Below are 19,677 nucleotides of genomic sequence, written 5' to 3' on the forward strand. Positions count from 1 at the left end.
GGCGGGTACGACAACGCGTCAGTCGGTTACGAGTCCCGGGCGTCAGGCGGCCTCGACCCCGGCCACAGCGCACTGCGCCGCATGCATCGGCATCTCGGTCAGCCCCGGGTAGTAGACGTGCAGGCTGACGGCCGGTTCGAGGGAGTCGTTGACGACCTCGTGGACGTACCCCGGCGCGAAGACCCGCTGCGCACCGGCGCTCAACGCGCGCGTGCCGCGCTCGGTGCGTTCGGTCAGCGCGCCGTCCAGGACGGTGAGCACGCCGGAGGAGCGGCCGTGGTCGTGCAGCCCGCTGCCCTGCCCGGGCACCCAGGAGAGCAGCCACACCTCGTAGCCGGGGCCGGTGTGCAGCCGGTGGTACCAGCGGGAGGTGGCGTCGTACTGGACGAGGTGCTCCCACTGGGAGCGGTCGGCGGCGATGGAGCGGGCCAGGCCGACGAAGTCGGCCACGGTGGCCGGGTGTTCGCGCGGCGGCTGGAGGAGGTGCGGTACTTCGAGGATGTCGCCGGCGATCTGGAGGTCGCTGTCGCTGTTCATGGGTGCGGTGGTTCCTCGGCGTGAAGAGTGCTGGGGTGTCGCGGACCATTTGCCGCCCGGGTCACGGACGGCGGGGGCGCCCTGGTGCGGGCGGGAGGGTTCGCCCCGGTGGGGGCGGAGGCGTCAGCCGGAGCGCGGAAGGCTCAACAGCTGGGACAGCAACAGCAACAGCGAGCGCGGGCAGCACCGTGGGACCCGGCGGTGCGGGTCGAGGTGAGTGCCAAGTTCGCGAGCATGCCCATAAGGACATCGGTTCACACCTCGACTGTCAACTTGATGTCCGCTATGTGGGAGATGTTTCACCTCATCCGGTTCATCTGGCAGGCGAAAGGTTTGTTCAGGAGCCGCCCCGGACACATGGCGCACAACCGGGCGCACAAACCTCATCGCGATCCCGTGATCCGAATGTGATCAGGTTCGCTTCGATGTTCGCGTCGGAACGAGATCGAACTCCTGGGCGTCCTTCCCTGTAGCGGGTCGGAGGCCGGGGCAGGCCCTCCGATGGCTGTCAGGGTTTATGCCGATTTGAACACTTTCCGCATAGCCTTGGTTCCGCAGAGTGAATAAGGGGCCCAATAGCAGATCTCGGCTTGACTGGCCCGGATCGGCACACTTGTAATTTCACTCGTGTCGTTCAGCCGAAATCGGTAACGGCAGCATCACGGGGACGCGAAAGACAGACGAGGGGCGCACATGACCGAGCTGGTGCAGCAACTGCTGGTCGACGACGCGGACGAGGAACTCGGCTGGCAGGAGCGCGCGCTGTGCGCCCAGACCGACCCCGAGTCCTTCTTCCCCGAGAAGGGCGGCTCCACCCGCGAGGCCAAGAAGGTCTGCCTCGCCTGCGAAGTCCGTTCCGAATGCCTCGAATACGCGCTCGCCAACGACGAGCGGTTCGGCATCTGGGGCGGCCTGTCCGAGCGCGAACGCCGCCGCCTCAAGAAGGCGGCCGTCTGAGACCGGAGAGTCCAGACCTCGGACCGCCCGCCCCCGGGGGCGGGCCCGGACCTCGGTCCTCGGGGGCAGTCGTCGTACAGGCGAGCGTCAAGCGGCCGCCGTCCGAAAACAGCCGTACGCGCGCGTGAATGCGCGCGCCGGGTGCCGCCGACCAAACGGCACACACCCTTACGTAACGATCGGCCCGTCGCGGGTGGGTTATCCACAGGCGGCGGGCCGCTCAGTTGGCCAGCCGTTAGTGTGGGCCCTCGTCCGAGACGTCACGCTGTCCCCGCCGGACACAGACGTCCACCGCAGTCCATCGAACCGGGGCCCGTACCTCGATGTCCGTGCACAGCCATTCGGCAGCCCAACGCGACCCTGCCACCCCTGAGTTCCCGCGCCACGTGGTGACCGCGGTGCTCGTCTCCCACGACGGCGCCCGCTGGCTGCCCGAGGCACTCGCCGGGCTGCTCGGCCAGGAGCGCCCCGTGCAGAACGCGGTGGCGGCCGACACCGGCAGCGCGGACGACTCCGCCCAACTGCTCACCGACGCGCTCGGCGCCGACCGGGTCCAGCACCTCGCCCGGCGCACCGGCTTCGGCCAGGCCGTCGAGGAGGCCTCCCGCAACGCGGGCGTACTGACCCCGGACGACCTGCCCTACCTGAAGCGCCCCAGCGGCTGGGACCCCGTCACCCGCACCTGGCGCGACGACGCGTACGACCTGCCGGAGCTCCCGCACGGCGAGCCCGAGCAGTGGCTGTGGCTGCTGCACGACGACTGCGCCCCCGAGCCGGACGCCCTGTCCCAGCTGCTCCGGGTCGTCGAGAACGAGGCGGAGCTCGGCCGTGAGGTCGCCGTCGTAGGCCCCAAGCTCCGCGGCTGGTACGACCGCAAGCAGCTCCTGGAAGTCGGCGTCACCATCGCCCACTCCGGCCGCCGCTGGACGGGCCTGGACCGCCGCGAGCAGGACCAGGGCCAGCACGACCACGTACGGCCGGTGCTCTCCGTGTCCACGGCCGGCATGCTGATCCGCCGCGATGTCTTCGAGCAGCTCGGCGGCTTCGACCGGCGACTGCCCCTGATGCGTGACGACGTCGACCTGTGCTGGCGGGCCACGGCCGCGGGCCACCGCGTCCTGATCGCCCCCGAAGCGGTCGTACGGCACGCCGAGGCCGCCTCCCGCGAGCGCCGCACCGTCGACTGCGTGGGCCGCACCTCCGCGTCCCCGCACAAGGTCGACAAGGCCGGCGCCGCCTACACCCTGCTCGTCAACGCCCGTACGGCGGCGCTGCCCTGGATCCTCATCCGGCTCGTCCTCGGCACCCTGGTGCGCACCGTCGCGTATCTCGTCGGCAAGGTCCCCGGCCAGGCCGCCGCCGAGATCCGCGGCCTCCTGGGGACGCTGCTGCGCCCCGAGCGGATCATCGCGGGCCGCCGCCGACGCGGCCGCCCCCAGATCGACAAGGGCGAACTGCGCGCCCTGTTCCCGCCCCCCGGCGCGACCGTGCGGGCCACGATCGAACAGGTCGCGGGCAGCCTCGTAGGCGGCTCCGACCCGGAGGTCACCCCCGGGGCCGGACGGCACGGCGGCGCCGTCGAGTCCGGTCCCGGCGGCGACGACGCCGACTTCCTGGAGGTCGAACAGTTCGCCAGGCTCAAGCGCGTGGCCCGCAAGCCCGGCCCGATGCTCTTCGTGGTCCTGCTGTTCGCCTCGCTCATCGCCTGCCGCGAACTGCTCGGCGGGGGCGCGCTGGCGGGCGGCGCGCTGCTGCCCGCGCCGGCCGACTCCTCCGGACTCTGGTCGCGCTATCTCGACGGCTGGCATCCGGTGGGCGCGGGCGGCACCCAGTCCGCGCCGCCCTATCTCGCGCTCGTCGCCATGCTCTCCAGCCTGCTCTTCGGCTCCACCGGGCTCGCGGTCACCGTGCTCCTCGTCTGCTCGGTGCCGCTGGCCGGCTTCACCGCCTACTTCGCCTCGCGGCCCCTCGTCGAGTCGCGGCTGCTGCGCGCCTGGGCGTCCGTCGCGTACGCCTTCCTGCCCGCCGCCGCCGGCGCGCTCGCCGGCGGCCGCCTGGGCACCGCCGTCCTCGCGATCCTGCTGCCGCTCATCGCGCGCGCGGGCATCGCCGCGAGCGGCCTCGCCCACTCCTCAGGGTCGCGCGGCAGCTGGCGCGCCACCTGGGCGTACGCCCTGCTGCTGACGCTCACCACGGCCTTCACGCCGATCGTGTGGCCCATCGCGCTGGTCCTCGGCCTCGCCCTACTGGCAGTCCGCCGGAGCGACATCGCGGCCTACGGGCTGCGCTTCCTGGCCCAGCTCGGCACCCCGCTGCTGATCCTCGCGCCCTGGTCGCTGACGCTGCTCCCGTTCGGCTTCTTCAAGGAGGCCGGTCTGGAGTACGGCGACGGTGCGGCCTCCGCGCTCGGCCTGCTCGGCGCGAGCCCGGGCGGCCCCGGCACCGTCAACGGACTGATGCTCATCGGCATCGTGCTGGCGGCACTGGCCGCCCTGCTGCGCTCCGAGCGCCAGGCCGGGATCTGGACGGCGTGGGCGGTCGCCCTGGTGGCACTCGTCTTCGCCGTCCTGTCCAACGGCTCCACATGGGCCGGGCCCGCCACCCTCGTCTACGGCCTCGCCCTCCTCGCCGCCGCCGCGCTCGGCGCCGACGGGGCACGCGCGCGTGTCGCCGAGCAGAGCTTCGGCTGGCGCCAGCCGGTCGCCGCCCTCATCGCTTTCGCCGCCGCCGCGGGCCCGCTGCTCGTCGCCGCCGGATGGATGATCCGCGGCGCCGACGGACCCGTGGAGCGCCGCGACCCGGTGCAGGTGCCCGCGTTCGTCGCCGAGGAGAGCGGCACCCGCGACCAGGCCCGCACCCTCGTCCTCGACAGCCCCTCGGCGGCCAGGGTCGGCTACACCCTGGTCCGCGGCTCCGGCGCCCGCCTCGGCGACGCCGAACTCGCCGCGGAGAGCGGCGAGAACAAGAAGCTCGACAAGGTCGTCGCCAACCTGGTGGCCGGCTCCGGCGCCGACCAGGCCGACGAACTCGGCGGCTTCGCCGTGCGCTACGTACTGGTCCACAAGGGCGCGCCCCGCGAGACGAGCCGCGTCCTGGACGCCACGCCCGGACTGACCCGGCTCAGCCAGCAGGACGGCAGCGCCCTGTGGCGCGTCGACCGGCAGGTCTCGCGCGCCGCGATCGTCCCCAAGTCCGGTGACCCGCAACCCATCGCCGCGGGCCCCGTCGACCTCCACACCACCATCCCGTCCGGCGCCGCGGGCCGTGTACTGCGCCTCGCCGACACCGCCGACGAGAGCTGGACCGCAACACTCGACGGCACCCCGCTCACCCGCACCACGCTCGACGGCTGGGCACAGGGCTTCGAACTCCCCACCTCCGGTGGGAAGCTGGACGTCACCTTCGACGCCCCCGTCAGCCACACCGGCTGGCTGTGGGCGCAGGGAGCGCTCGCCGTCGTCCTCGTGGTGCTCGCCCTGCCCGGGCGGCGCCGGGACATCGACGACGACCTCCCCGAGGAGCCCGTCGTGCCCGCCCAGGAGGTCACCGGAGAGGGCCGCCGCGCCCGCCGCCTGCGCGCCCAGGCCGAGGCGGAACAGGCCGAACAAGCAGGCCAGGACACCGCCCAGGACCACGACACCCCGCCTCCTCCGGAGGAGGTGCCCGAGGCTCCCGTCGCGGTCCCGCAGCAGCAGTCGTACGGCGACTGGGAGACGCCGAGCTACGCGGGCGCCGAGTACGGCACCTACGGCGGCGAGCAGTACCAGGGGCAGCAGCAGCAGTACCCGGCGGGCACGTACGAGCAGCCGTACCAGGCGGACCCCTATCAGGGCGGCCAGTACGACCCGTACGCCTACGGGGGGACGCAGACGTCGTACGACCAGACGTACACCCAGGGTTACGACCCGGCGGCGTACGACCCGGCGCAGCCCCCGATGCCGCCGCAACCGCCGCACGGCACCGACAGTGAGCGCCCCGACGGGAGCCAGCAGTGAACCGCACCACCCTGTCCCTGATCGCCGGCACCACCGCTCTCGCCGCCGTCACCGGATTCGCCGCGCTCTCCGCGCCGGCCGCCTCCGGCGGTGACACGGCGAAGGCCGCCGCCAGGCTGCCCGTCGAGCGCACCAGCCTGCTCTGCCCGGCGCCCAGCCTCTCCGACCTCGCCGAGACCGCGTACACGTCGTTCACGCCCGTCTCCCAGGGCACGGGCACGAGCGGCACGGCCGAACTCCGGTCCGCGACCGAGGAGTCGGGGGACGGCGCCGCCACGAGCGACGACAAGAAGACCGACGGCAAGGCCGGCAAGAAGACCGACAAGAAGGACGGCGGCAAGGAAGCCGGTAAGGACTCCGGCAAGACCGACAAGCCCGTGCTGGAGGGCAAGGAGCCCGGCAAGCCGACGACCGGCGACAGCTCCGGTGCCGACGCGCCCGCGCTCGTCGGCACCGCCGAGGGCAGGTTCGCGCCGGGCTGGACCGTCCAGCAGACCACGGAGGTCGCCGCGGGCACCGGCCGCGGACTGCTCGGCACCAACTGCACCGCCCCGGACACCGAGTTCTGGTTCCCGGGCGCCAGCACCGCCGACGACCGCACCGACTACGTACACCTGACCAACCCCGACGACTCCACCGCCGTGGTCGACATCGAGCTGTACGGCAAGGACGGCGCCCTCAAGTCGTCGGTGGCGGACGGCATCACGGTCCAGCCGCACTCCAGCGAGCCGATCCTGCTGTCCACGCTCACCGACGAGCAGCAGACCAACGTCACCGTCCATGTGAGCGTCCGCAGCGGCCGGGTCGGCGCCGCCGTCCAGGCGCTGGACGACAAGCTGGGCGGCGACTGGCTGGCCGCCTCCACTGACCCCTCGAGCAGCCTCGTCCTGCCCGGCATCCCCAAGGACGCCACCTCCGTGCGCCTGGTCGCCTTCGCGCGCGGTGACGACGACGCCGACCTGAAGGTGCGCCTTTCCACGCCCACCGGGCTGATCACCCCCGCCGGGAACGAGACGCTGCACGTGAAGTCCGGCATGACCACCGCCGTCGACCTCGGCGCCCTCACACGCGGCGAGGCGGGCTCCCTGGTGCTCACGCCCACCGAGAACGCGGTGCCGGTCGTGGCCGCCCTGCGGGTCGTGCGCGGCAAGGGCGACAAGCAGGAGACCGCGTTCATCCCCGCCGTCGCTCCGGTGGGCACGCGCGCGACGGTCGCCGACAACAGCGCCAAGGGCTCCACCCTGACCCTGGCCGCCCCCGACGCGACCGCGAAGGTCAAGGTGACCGCCTCCGGGGGCAGCGAGGGCGGTACGGCGGCGACGAAGACGTACACGATCAAGGGCGGCACCACCCAGAACGTCGAACTGCCGCTCCCGAGCGGCCTCAAGGGGACGTACGCGCTGACGGTCGAGCCGCTCTCCGGAGGCCCGGTCTACGCCTCCCGGACGCTCGCCGTCACCGAGGGCGGCGTTCCCGGCTTCACGGTGCAGACCCTCCCGGACGACCGGGGGACGGTGGCGGTGCCGCAGGCGGAGCAGGACCTCTCGGTGCTGCAGAAGTAACCCCGGCCCGGCCGGTTCCCCGGCCGGGCTCATGGCGGGGTCTCAGTCCTCGCCGTAGCGCGGATCCACCGTCTCCGGGGTGAGCCCCAGCAGCTCCGCGACCTGCTCCACGACGACCTCGTGCACCAGGGCCGCCCGCTCGTCGCGGCCCTTGGTGCGGATCTCCACCGGGCGCCGGTAGACGACCACACGCGCGCGATGCCCCTCACGCGCCGGGACCGTGCCGCCGAGGGGCACGGCCTCGTCGCTCCAGCCGTCGCCGGAGCCCTCCAGGCGCGGCACCTCGAGAACGAGGAAGTCGATGTCGGCGAGCTGCGGCCAGCGCCGTTCGAGCCGCTCCACGGAGTCCTGCACCAGGTCCGAGAAGACCTCGGCACGGCTCGCGGAGAGCGGCACCTGCGGCGGTGCCACGGGGCCGCGCATGCCCCGTCCATGGCGATCACGGCGGCGGGGCCCGGGTGCGGCGGCGCGGGGCGGTACGGGGTTGTCCATCACTGGCGCAGCGTAGTCCCCACACGCTCCGGGCGCCCGGCACCCACGCGGCCACGGGAAGGTCCCGGGAAGCAGGCCCGCCATGTCGCCCGATGACCGTTCCAGATGTCACCCGATGACCATTCCGGCCAAGCTTGGGCTCGATTCCGTATCCCTCCAAGACCATCGATCTCAAGGTAATTGACGGGGTTTGCACCAAGTGGTGATCGGATTCAGGTCTGTTCGGTATCTCGACGAGCGTTGTCTCGCCTGGTCAGCGCGGCGCGCAGGGGGAGTTGTGTGGGCCGTTTCACACCACGACACGGTGGGGTGACCTCGGGGCGAGTCGTCGCGGCCCGCTCAAGAGTGCGGTACCGTCCAACGTCGTGAGCCCTGTACGTCGCTGTTCGCGCACCGCTTGCGGCCGTCCCGCCGTCGCGACGCTGACGTACGTCTACGCCGACTCGACCGCGGTCCTCGGCCCGCTCGCCACCTACGCCGAACCCCACTGCTACGACCTGTGCGCCGAGCACGCCGCACGCCTCACCGCACCGCGCGGCTGGGAGGTCGTCCGGCTCGCCGACTCCTCCGGCCCGACCCGCCCCAGCGGTGACGACCTCGAAGCGCTCGCCAACGCGGTGCGCGAGGCGGCCCGTCCGCAGCAGCGCACGGCGGAGGCCGGCAGCAGCGCACGCACGGTGGACCCGATGGAGGTCGCGCGCCGCGGCCACCTCCGGGTGCTGCGCTCGCCGGACAACTGAGTCCCTGCACTGGGCAGTCCGGGCAACTGAGTCCTTCGAGTCTTCTGACCACGCGTTACGACTGGGAGTCCGACCAGCCGCTTCACAGCGGACTGTCAGCCGGGGCGGGTAGTTTGGGGTGACCGAAGTGGACTTCTGAAGGGTTGGCCGTGACTGCTGATCTGTCGCAGCTCGTGAAGGCGTACGACGTACGCGGGGTGGTCCCGGACCAGTGGGGCGAGTCGTTGGCCGAGCTGTTCGGGGCGGCCTTCGTCCAGGTGACCGGCGCGACCGCGATCGTGACCGGGCACGACATGCGGCCCTCCTCGCCAGGCCTGTCGCGTGCCTTCGCGCGCGGTGCGGCGGCGCGCGGCGTCGACGTGACCGAGATCGGCCTGTGCTCGACGGACCAGCTGTACTACGCGTCGGGCGCGTTCGACCTGCCGGGCGCCATGTTCACGGCCTCCCACAACCCCGCGCAGTACAACGGCATCAAGATGTGCCGCGCGGGTGCCGCACCCGTCGGCCAGGACACCGGCCTCGTCGAGATCCGCCAACTCGTGGAGTCCTGGGTCGACTCGGGCGCCCCGTCCTCGGACGCGACACCGGGAACGATCACGCAGCGGGACACGTTGGAGGATTACGCGGCGCACCTCCGCGGCCTTGTCGACCTGACCTCCATCCGCCCCCTGAAGGTCGTCGTCGACGCGGGCAACGGCATGGGCGGACACACGGTCCCCACCGTCTTCGCCGGCCTGCCCCTGGACCTCGTGTCCATGTACTTCGAGCTGGACGGCACGTTCCCCAACCACGAGGCCAACCCGCTCGACCCGAAGAACATCGTCGACCTGCAGAAGCGGGTGCGCGAGGAGGGCGCCGACCTCGGCATCGCCTTCGACGGCGACGCGGACCGCTGCTTCGTCGTCGACGAGCAGGGCGACCCGGTCGCGCCGTCCGCCATCACCGCGCTGGTCGCCTCCCGCGAGCTCGCCAGGCACGGCGGCAAGGGCACGATCATCCACAACCTGATCACGTCGTGGTCGGTCCCCGAGGTCGTCCGCGAGAACGGCGGCACCCCGGTCCGCACCCGCGTGGGCCACTCCTTCATCAAGGCCGAGATGGCCAAGTCCGGCGCCATCTTCGGCGGCGAGCACTCCGCGCACTACTACTTCAAGGACTTCTGGAACGCGGACACGGGCATGCTCGCCGCGCTCCACGTCCTCGCGGCCCTCGGCGGCCAGGAGGGCCCGCTCTCCGCTCTCGTCGCGCAGTACGATCGCTACGCCGCCTCCGGCGAGATCAACTCCACGGTCGACGACCAGACCGCCCGCCTCGCCGCCATCAAGACGGCGTACGAGGGCCAGGAGGGCGTCACCCTCGACGAACTCGACGGCCTGACGATCACCGCCGCCGACTGGTGGTTCAACGTCCGCCCCTCCAACACGGAACCCCTGCTGCGCCTGAACGCGGAGGCCAGGGACGAGAAGACGATGACGAAGGTGCGGGACGAGGTCCTGGAGATCATCAGGGGCTGAGCGGGCATCTCAACGGCTGGGGAGGATCTTTCAGCCCGTCCGGCGTTTGAGGACGAGCGCGAAGCGCGATACGGGGGGAGAGGGGGCACAGCCCCCAGGACAACGGGACGGGAAGGGGCGGAGGGGGCGAAAAACTCAGACGCCCCCACTCCGGCGCCGGACCCCGTCCACAGGGACCGGCGCCCCGCGCGCCACGGCGGTACCCTGACCAGGCCGCATCCTCTGTTCGGAAGGACACCTCATGCCGCTCGAAGCCGGGCTCCTGGAGATCCTCGCCTGCCCCGCCTGCCACGCCCCGCTCAAGGAGCAGGACACGGACGGCCAGGCGGAGCTGGTCTGCACCGGCCAGACCTGCGGCCTCGCCTACCCCGTCCGGGACGGCATCCCCGTACTGCTCGTCGACGAGGCCCGCCGCCCCGCATAAGCGACGCACCGACGCGACCCGCCGGACGTACCCGGCGGCCGCGCCCCACCGGACGTACCCGGCGATGGGAGACTGCCGACCCATGCTCGACGAATCGCTGCTCGACGACCCCGAGGCGCTCGCCCGCGCAGACCGGCGTGAGTTGCTGCGCGGCGCCGCCGAGGCCGGCGCCCGCGTGCGCACCGCGGTCCGGCATGCCACCGAGGCAGGCATCCCGGAGCTGAAACCGGACGGCCGCCCACGCGCCGTCATGATCGCCGGCCCCGGCCTGGCCGCCACGGGCGTCGCCGAATTCCTCGGCACCCTCGCCGGCGCGAGCTGCCCCGTCACCCGGCTCACCCCCACCGGTGTGGCTCCCGCATCCGGCGCCCTGCGCTGGGAGCTGCCGGGCTGGGCAGGCCCCGTCGACCTGCTCCTGATCGCCACCCCGGACGGCTCCGAGCCGGGCCTTTCACTGCTGGTCGAGCAGGCGTACCGGCGCGGCTGCACCGTCGCCGCCGTAGCCCCCGCGCACTCCCCGCTGACCGAGTCGGTAGAAGGCGCGCACGGCCTGTTCGTACCGATGGCAAGCGCCCCGTACGAGCCGGAGACGCCGTTCGCCGCGTCCGCGCCCGGCGTCCTGTGGGCGCTGCTCACTCCGCTGCTCGCGCTCCTGGACCGCACCGGCCTGCTCGCGGCGCCGCCCGAGACGCTCCAGAAGGTCGCCGACCGCCTCGACCTCGTCGCCGAGCGCTGCGGCCCGGCCATCGCGGCCTACAGCAACCCCGCCAAGACCCTCGCTGCCGAGCTGGCCGACGCACTCCCGGTGATCTGGACGGAGGGCATCTCCGCCGGACCCGCGGGCCGCCGTTTCACCGCCGCCCTCGCCGAACTGGCGGGCCGCCCGGCCCTCACCGCCGAACTCCCCGAGGCACTCGCCTCGCACAGCGTCCTGCTCGCGGGCGCACTCGCCGCAGGAGCGGACCCCGAGGACTTCTTCCGCGACCGGGTCGAGGAGGCACAGGCCCTGCACGCGCGCGTGGTGCTGCTCCGCGACCGCCCGATCGGCGGACTGAGCGCAGCCCCTTCGGCCCGCGAGCTCGCCCTCAGCCACGACACCGCGATCAGCGAGCTCGAACCCGAGGAGGGCACCGATCTGGAGACCCTCGCGGAGCTGATCGCCGTCACGGATTTCGCCGCCGTTTACCTGGCGCTCGCTTCAAGGGCCTGACCTTGGCTCACGCCCCGTGAGCATCGTGTTCCACGTGGCGTGAGCATCGTGGCCCGCGCGACGTGAGCATCTCGGGTCACGCCCGCTGAACAGCGTACGTACGGAGAAGAAGACACACCATGGACCGCCTCCAGAACACCGTCCGCCCCTACGCCTGGGGCTCCACCACCGCCATCCCGCGGCTGCTCGGCGTGGAGCCGACCGGCGAACCGCAGGCGGAGATGTGGATGGGCGCCCACCCCGGCGCGCCCTCGCGCACCGCGCGCGGTCCCCTCACCGAGATCATCGACGAGGCCCCCGAGAAGGAACTCGGCGCGGCGGCCGTCGCCAAGTTCGGCCCGCGCCTCCCCTTCCTCCTCAAGATCCTCGCCGCGGGCGCCCCTCTCTCCCTCCAGGTGCACCCCAACCTCGAACAGGCGAGGGAGGGTTACGAGGACGAGGAGCGCCGCGAAATCCCGGTCGGCGCCCCGCACCGCAACTACAAGGACGCCAACCACAAGCCCGAACTGATCTGCGCCCTCACCGAGTTCGACGGCCTGTGCGGCTTCCGCGCCCCCGACGAGGCCGCCGACCTGCTCGCGGCCCTGGACGTCGACTCCCTGAAGCCGTACGTCGACCTGCTGCACGCCCACCCCGAAGAGGCCGCGCTGCGCGAGGTCCTCACGGCCCTGCTCTCCGCCGACCGCGACGAGATGGCCCACACGGTCACCGAGGCCGCGGCGGCCTGCACCCGCCTCGGCGGCGCCTACACCCCGTACGCCGACATCGCCCACCACTACCCGGGCGACCCGGGCGTGATCGCGGCGATGCTCCTCAATTACGTCCGACTCCAGCCCGGCGAGGCCCTGTTCCTCGGCGCCGGAGTCCCGCACGCGTACCTGAACGGCCTCGGCGTCGAGATCATGGCCAACTCCGACAACGTCCTGCGCTGCGGCCTGACCCCCAAGCACGTAGACGTCCCCGAACTCCTGCGCATCGTCCGCTTCGAGGCGAGTGACCCCGGCGTGCTGCGCCCGGAGGCGGCCCCCGACGGCGAGGAGGTCTACGCGACCCCCATCGACGAGTTCCGCCTCTCCCGCTACGTCCTCCCCGACGGCGCGGCCTCGCACGACCTGACCCTGACGACCCCGCAGATCCTGTTGTGCACCGCGGGTTCCGTACGGGCCGGGGAGCACGTGCTCGCCCCGGGCGAGTCCGTGTTCGTGCCGGCGGGCGAACAGGCCGGTGTCTCCGGTGCGGGCTCCGTCTTCCGAGCCACTGTGGTGGCCTGACGCGCCGCTGTCCGACCGGGCTGCAAGAATGGCCCACCGGCAAAGCAGGGGCAAAGGCCTGGACGGCGTACGAGAGTACGAACCGGTCGCGGGACGGCGTACGAAGGGACAGCAGGAGCACATGAGCGCTTCAGGCGGCACCAAAGCGATCGTGGCGGCACTCGGCGCCAACCTCGCGATCGCGGTATCGAAGTTCGTGGCGTTCGCCTTCAGCGGTTCGTCCTCGATGCTCGCCGAGGGCGTCCACTCGCTCGCCGACTCCGGCAACCAGGCCCTGCTCCTGATCGGCGGCAAGAAGGCCGAGCGCGAGGCGACCCCGGAGCACCCGTTCGGCTACGGCCGCGAGCGGTACATCTACGCCTTCCTCGTCTCGATCGTCCTCTTCTCGGTCGGTGGCATGTTCGCCGTCTACGAGGGCTACGAGAAGATCAAGCACCCGCACGACATCGAGCACTGGTACTGGCCGGTGGGCGTCCTCGTCTTCGCGATCATCGCCGAGGGCTTCTCCTTCCGCACCGCCATCAAGGAGTCCAACCAGCTGCGCGGCGGGCTGTCCTGGGCGCAGTTCGTCCGCCGCGCCAAGGCCCCCGAGCTGCCCGTCGTCCTCCTGGAGGACTTCGGCGCGCTCATCGGTCTGGTCCTCGCGCTCGGCGGCGTCGGCGTGGCGCTGCTTACCGACGACGGTGTGTGGGACGGCATCGGCACCCTCTGCATCGGCATCCTGCTCATCCTGATCGCGCTCGTCCTGGCCGCCGAGACCAAGTCCCTGCTGCTCGGCGAGGCCGCGGGCGTCGACGAGGTCAAGAAGATCGAGGCCGCGATCGTCGACGGCGACACGGTCACCGGCGTCATCCACATGCGCACGCTCCACCTCGGCCCGGAGGAGCTGCTGATCGCCGCCAAGATCGCCGTCCAGCACGACGACACGGCCGCCCAGGTCGCCTCCGCCATCAACGCGGCCGAGGCCCGCATCCGCGCCTCCGTCCCGATCGCCCGCGTGATCTACCTGGAGCCGGACATCTACAGCGAGGCCGAGGCGGCCAAGGGCGCGGACCGCGAGGCCACGCCCGGAGGACCAACACAGACCACCGGCCACTGATTTCCACGCGTACGCGCTTCTCTTCGCTCTTCTCGCTTACGTGTTCGGGGGCTCGCCTGTCTTCAGGCGGGCCCCCGAGTCCGTTCACACCTGCACGGGCCACGGCGGCATCGGAGGCACCACCCGCCGCCGTACGACGAAGGCGGCGATCCCGAAGCCGAGCCCGACCAGCGCGACGACGAGCCCGAACACCGCGGCCCCGAGCCACACCACGGCCCCACTGGACCCGTCGACGACCCGGCCCAGCACGGCCCCGTCCGCCACCGTGCCCTGGTGACCGCCGCTCGTGTAGAAGCGCGAGTCCATCGAGTTCTTCCGGTAATCGCCCAGCAGGAACAACCGTCCCGCCGGCACCTTCACGTCGTACGGCTTGACCCCGTCCGCGATGCCGTCCTTCACGTACGGCTCGTCGAGCGGCTTCCCGTTCACCGTGATCCGCTCGTCCGCCCCTTCGCCCCGGCAGCACACCACCCGGTCACCGCCGACCCCGACCACCCGCTTGATCACGGCTCCGTTGATCTCCGTCTCGGGCGCGTCGAAGAGCACGATGTCCCCCCGACGCACCTCGTCGCCGTCCAGCCGCTCCACGACGAGCCGCTGCCCGACGGTGTACGTGGGCGCCATGCTCTCGCTCGCCACCGTCACCGACGTGTACGCCGACCGTGCGTACAACAGTGAGCCGACCAGAATCACCAGCCCCAAAGGCCCCAACAGCCAGGCCGTGACCGCCTGACCCCGTCCCCTGCGCATTGCTGCTCCCTCCCCGTGCGGCGCATCCGCGGGCGCAAAACTAGCGGTCCTCCGTGAACGCATGGTGATGGCCCTCGGGTCCCCGCGGACAGGCGCGGTCCACCCCGTCCCGCACGCCTGCCCCGTTCGCCGGGAGCACCTCCGGCTCCGGAGGCGGACTGGGGCGTGCCCGGCGACCGGTGTAGCTTGGTGACTGAGCCAGACGTCGCTGCTGATGGCGGTCGGGCGGTCCCACCGCGGACCGGCCGAGGGAGAGAGGGCCTCCGACGGACTGCGCTGCGCGCACCGTGGGCACGTCTGTGCCCTCGCCAGGGCACCCATGTGCCCGCCGCCGCGCAGACCAGCCGTATCCACCTCGCCCCAACCCCGAGGAGCAGCTCTCCATGACGACTGTCGACAACCGGCAGGACTTCAAGGTCGCCGATCTCTCCCTGGCCGAGTTCGGCCGCAAGGAGATCACCCTCGCCGAGCACGAGATGCCCGGCCTGATGTCGATCCGCAAGGAGTACGCCGAGGCGCAGCCGCTGGCCGGCGCCCGCGTCACCGGCTCCCTGCACATGACCGTGCAGACCGCCGTACTCATCGAGACCCTGGTCGCCCTCGGCGCCGAGGTCCGCTGGGCCTCCTGCAACATCTTCTCCACCCAGGACCACGCCGCCGCCGCCATCGCGGTCGGCCCGAACGGCACGGTGGACAACCCGCAGGGCGTCCCGGTCTTCGCCTGGAAGGGCGAGACGCTGGAGGAGTACTGGTGGTGCACGGAGCAGGCGCTGACCTGGCCGAACACCCCCACCGGCGGCCCGAACATGATCCTGGACGACGGTGGTGACGCCACCCTCCTCGTCCACAACGGCGTCAAGTACGAGAAGGACGGCAAGGTCCCCTCGGTCGACACCGCGGAGAACGACGAGCACCGCGTCGTCCTCGAACTCCTCAACCGCACCATCACCGACGGCTCGCAGAAGTGGACCCAGCTCGCCTCGGAGATCCGCGGCGTGACCGAGGAGACCACGACCGGCGTTCACCGCCTGTACGAGATGTACCGCGACGGCACCCTCCTGTTCCCGGCGATCAACGTCAACGACGCCGTCACCAAGTCGAAGTTCGACAACAAGTACGGCTGCCGCCACTCCCTGATCGACGGCATCAACCGCGCCACCGACGTCCTCATCGGCGGCAAGACCGCGGTCGTCTGCGGCTACGGCGACGTGGGCAAGGGCTGCGCGGAGTCCCTGCGCGGACAGGGCGCCCGCGTGATCGTCACCGAGATCGACCCGATCTGCGCGCTCCAGGCGGCGATGGACGGCTACCAGGTCACGACGCTGGACGAGGTCATCGACAAGGCCGACATCTTCGTCACCACGACCGGCAACAAGGACATCATCATGGCCGCCGACATGGCCAAGATGAAGCACCAGGCGATCGTCGGCAACATCGGTCACTTCGACAACGAGATCGACATGGCCGGCCTCGCGCAGATCCCGGGCATCGTCAAGGACGAGGTCAAGCCGCAGGTCCACACCTGGACGTTCCCCGACGGCAAGGTGCTCATCGTCCTCTCCGAGGGCCGCCTGCTGAACCTGGGCAACGCCACCGGTCACCCGTCGTTCGTGATGTCCAACTCCTTCGCGGACCAGACCCTGGCCCAGATCGAGCTGTTCACCAAGCCCGACGAGTACCCGACCGACGTCTACGTGCTGCCCAAGCACCTCGACGAGAAGGTCGCCCGTCTCCACCTCGACGCGCTCGGCGTGAAGCTCACGACGCTCCGCCCCGAGCAGGCCTCGTACATCGGCGTCGAGGTCGAGGGCCCGTACAAGTCGGACCACTACCGCTACTGATACCGCCACCGAGCCGGTAACCCAGCCCGCGGTGGGTGCGTCCGTGCACTGACGCACCCCTCAGCAGCAGGTCCCAGGCAGGCCCCCGCACCCCCGTGCCGGGGGCCTGCCCATGTCCGGACCGGCCCGTCAGAACCCAGGACCCCCATGCCCCGCGGCCGATATTCGCTTCATGACCCGCACGACCACACCCCTCTCGCTGAAGAGCACTTCCACTGCGCACCCGGCCCCTCCGGCTGGCGCTACGTCTCCCAGCTGACCACTCCTTCCGGCGACCACGCCGGCTCCGTCGACCTCGCCCTCGACGAGCTCGGCCGCCCCATTCGTCTCGAACTCAACGCCGCGAGCTGGCAGGTCCGTGGCGCCGCGCTCGACGGCGTCACCTGGGTCCGCACCGACCCCACCGGCACCCACGCCACCGAAGGCAATGTCCGCGCCCACGCCTTCACCGGCACGTCCCCCGCGTTCCTCGTCGCCACCGCCCGCCTCCTTCGCCTCACCCCTACCGCTTCCGCGACCCGCGTGCGCCTCGTCGCCTTCACGGACCCGGTCCTCGCCCCGCGCACCGTGGACCAGTCCTGGGCCTTGATCTCGAGAGAAACACACGCCACTGACAACGGCCCCCTCGCGGTGGACGAATACCAGGTCACAGCCCTGGACACGGGAGAGCAGCACGCCGTGCACATCTCGGGAGACGTGGTTCTCGCAGCCCCAGGCATCGAACTGGAACACCTCGAATCACCACCGTCGGTGTTCACCTGACGGTGTGTCGGGGCTCAGTCGGCTACGCGGAAGGAAAGTGGCGGACAGTCAGGCGGGTGGCGCGAACCCAGTCGCGGGACGGTCGGCCTGACGATCGCCCTGAGGTGCCGGGGAAGCCTGCTCCGACGCCGCGCCGGGGCTACCGGGGACCGCGGGCTGCTTCGGCGCCGCCGAGGTCGCTGCCGGGTACGCGGAAGCCGCTGAGGGATAGGGATACGCATGGGCGGCACCCGGTTGCTGCGCCACGGGCCCGATCACACCGGCAGCCGCCCCGCCGAAGGCCCGCCGCGCCTCCCGCGACTGCCGCTCCTGCACCACGGCCGCCAGATACGCGGCCGGCGGAACGCCCTGCGGCGCCGGGGCACCCGTATGAGCAGCGAGATCGTTGGCGAGCCGTTCCGCCATCGCCGCACCGACCTGCGGATCCAACTGCTGCATCCGCGTCAGGTACTGCCGGACGGCCAGCCACAGCCCGTCCGGAACCGCGGACAGATCGAGCCCGGAGAACTGCCCGGCCAGCCAGGGCGGCGGCGGAGGTATGAAAGGCATGTGCCCGACCGGCACCCGCTCCCGTACAACCAGAGTTCCCGCGAAGACGTCACCCAGCCGCCGCCCCCGCGCCGACACCAGCGAGGCGATGCACGCGACGATCCCGAACGTCATCAGGATCTCGACCACACCGACAGCCCCGCGCACCAGCGCGTGCCGGAACCGGATCGGCCCACCGTCGTCCCGCACCACCCGCAGCCCGAACGCCAGCTTTCCCAAAGAACGACCGTGGCTGAGCGTCTCCACCGCGATGGGCCCACCGACCAGTACGAGAATGAAGCTCGCGATCGAGACCGCCGTCTGCGCGGCTTCGTCGAGGGCGGCAGTCGAAGCCACCAGAGCGATGGTCACCGCGATATAGACCAGCATCGCCACGACCAGGTCGAGCAGCACGGCCAGCGCACGGCTCGGCAGCTTCGCGGGGCGCAGCTCCAGCGCCACCGCCTCGCCCGTCACTAGCTCACTCACGCCTGCCGTCCTTCCCTGACCTGCCCCGAGAACGGCCAGTCTGCCAAGCTGAGGGCACATCGCGCCGCAGTACGACAAGCTGACACCCACGACGAGCAGCCGAGGAGCAGGCAACCCGATGGACCTCGACGTCTTCGTGTCCGCCCACCGCGCCGAATGGGACCGGCTCGACGCGCTGCTGCGCCGCCGGCGAAGCCTCACCGGAGCCGAGACCGACGAACTCGTCGCCCTCTACCAGCGCACGGCCACGCATCTCTCCGTGATCCAGTCCAGCGCTCCGGATCCACAGCTCACCGGTCGGCTCAGCCAACTCGTGGCACGCGCGCGTAGCACCGTGACAGGAACGCGCCGCGCTTCTTGGCGCGACGTCACCCGCTTCCTCGCGCAGGGATTCCCCGCGGCCGTCTACCGCTCACGCCACTGGTGGGTACCGACAGCACTCGTATCCACCACCGTCGCGGTGCTCCTGGGATGGTGGATCGGCACGCACCCGGAGATCCAGTCCTCGCTCACGACTCCCAGCGAACTGCGCGAGCTCACCCGCCCCGGCGGCCAGTACGAGACCTACTACTCCAGCCATCCCGCCGCGTCCTTCGCCGCCCAGGTCTGGACGAACAATGCGCAGGCCGCCGCGATGTGCCTGGTCCTGGGCATCTTCCTGGGACTCCCGGTCCTCTGGATCCTGCTCCAGAACATGGTCAACGTCGGCGCCGGCATCGGCCTGATGACCTCGGCCGGCCGCCTCGACACGTTCCTCGGCCTGATCCTCCCGCACGGCCTCCTGGAACTGACCGCCGTCTTCGTGGCCGCAGGAACGGGCCTGCGCCTGGGCTGGACCCTGATCGACCCGGGCCCCCGGTCCCGCCGCACGGCTCTCGCCGAAGAAGGCCGAGCCGCCCTGGGCATGGCGATAGGCCTGGCACTGGTCCTCTTCGTCTCGGGCGCCATCGAAGGCTTCGTCACCCCCTCCGGGCTCCCCACCTGGGCCCGCATCGCCATCGGTGTCGCAGCCGAGCTGGCCTTCCTGGCGTACGTCTTCGTCCTGGGCGGCCGCGCGGCACGCACCGGTGACACCGGAGACGTCAGCGACTCCGAACGCAGCGCCACTCTTCCGACGGCCGCTTGATGTGCGGGCACCCCCGCGGACCTGTTAGTCTCCTCTTCGCCCACAAGAGCCGTTGACATGGTTCGAGTGGGGAGGTAGATTCGAACAGTTGCCTAGAGCTGGACACGTCCAGTGGCGATGGTTGACATCTGCGTGCTTCTCGTGAATGCGATTCCCGAGAAAGCTTCCCGATTACTCAGGAATGAACGGCCGGTCAGTCCGGCCAAAAACTTCTGATAAAGTCGGACTCGCCGAAAGAGAGCCGAAAGGCAATCGAATAGGCAAAGGTCCTCCAACGACCACCGGAAATGAATTCCGACCGGAAACGGAACGGAAAACGATCTGGTAAGGTTGGAAACACGAAGGGAAGCGCCCGGAGGAAAGCCCGAGAGGGTGAGTAC

The 19,677-nt window shown here is 71.2% G+C and carries 16 protein-coding genes; 12 read left to right on the plus strand and 4 right to left on the minus strand.

The window, feature by feature from the left end:
- Positions 1–42: 42 nt before the first annotated feature.
- Positions 43–537 (minus strand): cysteine dioxygenase family protein, encoded by a 495-nt coding sequence (locus tag AB5J56_RS27050; RefSeq protein WP_369235873.1) that lies wholly within the window; start codon positions 535–537, stop codon positions 43–45.
- A gap of 693 nt (positions 538–1,230) precedes the next feature.
- Between AB5J56_RS27050 and AB5J56_RS27055 the strand changes: the two genes are divergently transcribed.
- The 3 genes from AB5J56_RS27055 (at position 1,231) to AB5J56_RS27065 (ending at position 7,051) form a co-directional block, all read left to right on the plus strand.
- Entirely contained in the window at positions 1,231–1,494 is a 264-nt protein-coding gene (locus AB5J56_RS27055; RefSeq protein ID WP_003975777.1) for a WhiB family transcriptional regulator, read from the plus strand.
- A gap of 323 nt (positions 1,495–1,817) precedes the next feature.
- A complete protein-coding gene (locus AB5J56_RS27060) occupies positions 1,818–5,489 on the plus strand; it encodes a glycosyltransferase family 2 protein (RefSeq protein ID WP_369235875.1) in 3,672 nt (1,223 codons plus the stop codon).
- Positions 5,486–7,051 carry a DUF5719 family protein gene (locus AB5J56_RS27065; protein ID WP_369235877.1) on the plus strand — a complete coding sequence of 522 codons (1,566 nt, stop codon included), beginning with the start codon at positions 5,486–5,488 and terminating at the stop codon, positions 7,049–7,051. The genes AB5J56_RS27060 and AB5J56_RS27065 overlap by 4 nt, the downstream gene beginning before the upstream one ends.
- Before the next feature lie 42 nt (positions 7,052–7,093).
- Here AB5J56_RS27065 and AB5J56_RS27070 read toward each other — a convergent pair whose 3' ends face one another.
- Entirely contained in the window at positions 7,094–7,543 is a 450-nt protein-coding gene (locus tag AB5J56_RS27070) for a metallopeptidase family protein (protein WP_369242813.1), read from the minus strand.
- Positions 7,544–7,818: 275 nt separating this feature from the next.
- Here AB5J56_RS27070 and AB5J56_RS27075 point away from each other — a divergent pair, with 275 nt between their 5' ends.
- The 6 genes from AB5J56_RS27075 to AB5J56_RS27100 all read left to right on the plus strand — a co-directional run bounded on the left by AB5J56_RS27075 (position 7,819) and on the right by AB5J56_RS27100 (position 13,801).
- Positions 7,819–8,283 (plus strand): DUF3499 domain-containing protein, encoded by a 465-nt coding sequence (locus AB5J56_RS27075; protein ID WP_369235879.1) that lies wholly within the window; start codon positions 7,819–7,821, stop codon positions 8,281–8,283.
- 149 nt (positions 8,284–8,432) lie between these two features.
- The gene (locus AB5J56_RS27080) at positions 8,433–9,797 is read left to right on the plus strand and encodes a phosphomannomutase/phosphoglucomutase (protein ID WP_369235881.1); all 1,365 of its coding nucleotides are present in this window, start codon (positions 8,433–8,435) and stop codon (positions 9,795–9,797) included.
- 241 nt (positions 9,798–10,038) lie between these two features.
- A complete protein-coding gene (locus AB5J56_RS27085; protein WP_369235883.1) occupies positions 10,039–10,221 on the plus strand; it encodes a Trm112 family protein in 183 nt (60 codons plus the stop codon).
- Between the two features lie 82 nt (positions 10,222–10,303).
- Positions 10,304–11,431: an SIS domain-containing protein gene (locus AB5J56_RS27090; RefSeq protein ID WP_369235885.1), complete on the plus strand. Its 1,128-nt coding sequence runs from the start codon at positions 10,304–10,306 to the stop codon at positions 11,429–11,431.
- A 119-nt stretch (positions 11,432–11,550) separates the two neighbouring features.
- Entirely contained in the window at positions 11,551–12,702 is a 1,152-nt protein-coding gene (gene manA, locus AB5J56_RS27095; RefSeq protein WP_369235887.1) for a mannose-6-phosphate isomerase, class I, read from the plus strand.
- Between the two features lie 121 nt (positions 12,703–12,823).
- A complete protein-coding gene (locus AB5J56_RS27100; protein WP_369235889.1) occupies positions 12,824–13,801 on the plus strand; it encodes a cation diffusion facilitator family transporter in 978 nt (325 codons plus the stop codon).
- Between the two features lie 84 nt (positions 13,802–13,885).
- Here AB5J56_RS27100 and lepB read toward each other — a convergent pair whose 3' ends face one another.
- A complete protein-coding gene (gene lepB / locus AB5J56_RS27105; protein WP_369235891.1) occupies positions 13,886–14,551 on the minus strand; it encodes a signal peptidase I in 666 nt (221 codons plus the stop codon).
- Between the two features lie 383 nt (positions 14,552–14,934).
- On the opposite strand from lepB, the gene ahcY reads away from it, so the two are divergent.
- Positions 14,935–16,392, plus strand: coding sequence for an adenosylhomocysteinase (ahcY, locus tag AB5J56_RS27110; RefSeq protein ID WP_369235893.1), 1,458 nt, complete (start codon positions 14,935–14,937; stop codon positions 16,390–16,392).
- Between the two features lie 147 nt (positions 16,393–16,539).
- Positions 16,540–17,154, plus strand: coding sequence for a hypothetical protein (locus tag AB5J56_RS27115; RefSeq protein WP_369235895.1), 615 nt, complete (start codon positions 16,540–16,542; stop codon positions 17,152–17,154).
- A 48-nt stretch (positions 17,155–17,202) separates the two neighbouring features.
- On the opposite strand, the gene AB5J56_RS27120 is transcribed toward AB5J56_RS27115, so the two are convergent.
- The gene (locus AB5J56_RS27120; protein ID WP_369235897.1) at positions 17,203–18,171 is read right to left on the minus strand and encodes an RDD family protein; all 969 of its coding nucleotides are present in this window, start codon (positions 18,169–18,171) and stop codon (positions 17,203–17,205) included.
- Positions 18,172–18,289: 118 nt separating this feature from the next.
- Between AB5J56_RS27120 and AB5J56_RS27125 the strand changes: the two genes are divergently transcribed.
- Positions 18,290–19,297 carry a stage II sporulation protein M gene (locus AB5J56_RS27125; protein WP_369235899.1) on the plus strand — a complete coding sequence of 336 codons (1,008 nt, stop codon included), beginning with the start codon at positions 18,290–18,292 and terminating at the stop codon, positions 19,295–19,297.
- Positions 19,298–19,677: the final 380 nt, after the last annotated feature.

Origin of the sequence: Streptomyces sp. R21 (assembly GCF_041051975.1) — a bacterium.
Taxonomy (GTDB): Bacteria; Actinomycetota; Actinomycetes; order Streptomycetales; family Streptomycetaceae; genus Streptomyces.